General features: G+C 68.3%; 1 pseudogene. It reads right to left on the reverse strand.

The annotated features are described in order from the left end of the window. Positions 1-7: 7 nt before the first annotated feature. Positions 8-1,312 (reverse strand): annotated as a pseudogene (locus tag EDL96_RS13290) (ISL3 family transposase). Positions 1,313-1,432 lie beyond the last annotated feature (120 nt).

Here is a 1,432-nt window from a genome sequence, read left to right on the forward strand (position 1 = left end):
CGGCTCTTCACAGATGGCGGTGTAGCTCGTTCCTGAAGCCCCTGGTGTCGAGCAGAGAGCGGGTGATGTAGTGACCGAGGTTGCCGAAGCCCAGGGCGGTGCCTCGCAGGTGCTCCGGCCGGCCGTTGATCGCCTCTGTCGGACCGTTGCTGGAGCCAGGGTGTTCGAAGAACGCGAGCACATCCGCGGCCCGGCGCTTCACGGCCCGGCCCAGCGTGATCAGCTCCGTGAGCGGCTCAGGCACACCGTGAGCCAAGGAGCTGATCACCGCCTGCACCTGCCGCTTGCCGGCCTACCCGGTCGGGGTCACGGTAGGCGGTCACGATCCGCTGATACGCGCTCCACGTCACCTCGCCCTCGAGGTGAGCATCGCAGGCGAACACGGCCTGAAGGCGGGCGGTCTGTCTGCTAGTGAGCAGACTGGCTCCGGTGAGCAGGATGCGGCGGATACCGTAGAGCGGGTCCCCGGCCCGGCCCCGGTGACCGAGCGTAGCCTGCTGCACCCGCTGGCGGGACTGATCGATCTTCTCCCCGGCCAGGGCTACGACGTGGAAGGGGTCCATCACCGCGGTCGCCGCGGGGACTTCTTCGGCGGCGGTCTTGTCGCCGGTGAAGCCGTCCATGGCCACGATCTCGAATCCCGCCGCGGAACGCCGTCGAGCGAGCCTCCGGCCAGTGTTTGAAGACCTGCTTCGACCGGCCCGGGATCATGTCGAGCAGCCGCGAGTGCCCTGTGCCGGCGCGGATCGGCGTCAAGTCGATGATCAGGTGACGTACTTCGGCCCGTGGCCGGTGTGGGACCACACGTGCTCATCGACGCCGAGGACCTGCACCCCTCGAGCCTGGCGGGGTCGTTGATCAGCAGCCGGTGCCCGGCCGCCAGCACGGCGTCATTGGCGGTGTTCCAGGCGAGCCCGAGTCCCGCGGTCACGCGCTTGATCGAGAGCCGGTCGATGACCACAGCGCGCAGCGCCCAGAGGGCGGCATGACGGGAGAGCTTCGCCCTTGGCTCGGCGGCAGTGCTGGTGTCTTGGCGCCACACGATGGCGCAGTCTGGGTATCGATACCGCCGGACTTTCTCGTGCAGGGGCGTGGGGTGCCAGCCCATGGGCACGTGCGCCAGTCGGCGCCTGAACGTACCTTGGGGCACGCCCTGCTGACCGCACTGGCGGCACCAGTCGTCGTCGGCCCGTAGGCGGCATTCCAGCACCGAACACTGGGCCTCGATCTTCTCGCCGACGGCGGTGAGTCCGAGGCGATCGAGCTGGCAGAACGTGTCGAGGTCAGGGGCAGCGAGAGTAGCGTGGAGCACGTCGAGGCCTTCCGGATGGGCAGTGTAGGAACTTCCATCTTCGGAAGGCCTCGACGCCTACCCGGTCACCGCCACGCCAGCGGCCACTTCGGGGTCTACACCCTCATCTGTGAAGAGCCC

This window comes from Kocuria soli (genome assembly GCF_003797835.1).
GTDB classification, from domain to species: domain Bacteria; phylum Actinomycetota; class Actinomycetes; order Actinomycetales; family Micrococcaceae; genus Kocuria; species Kocuria soli.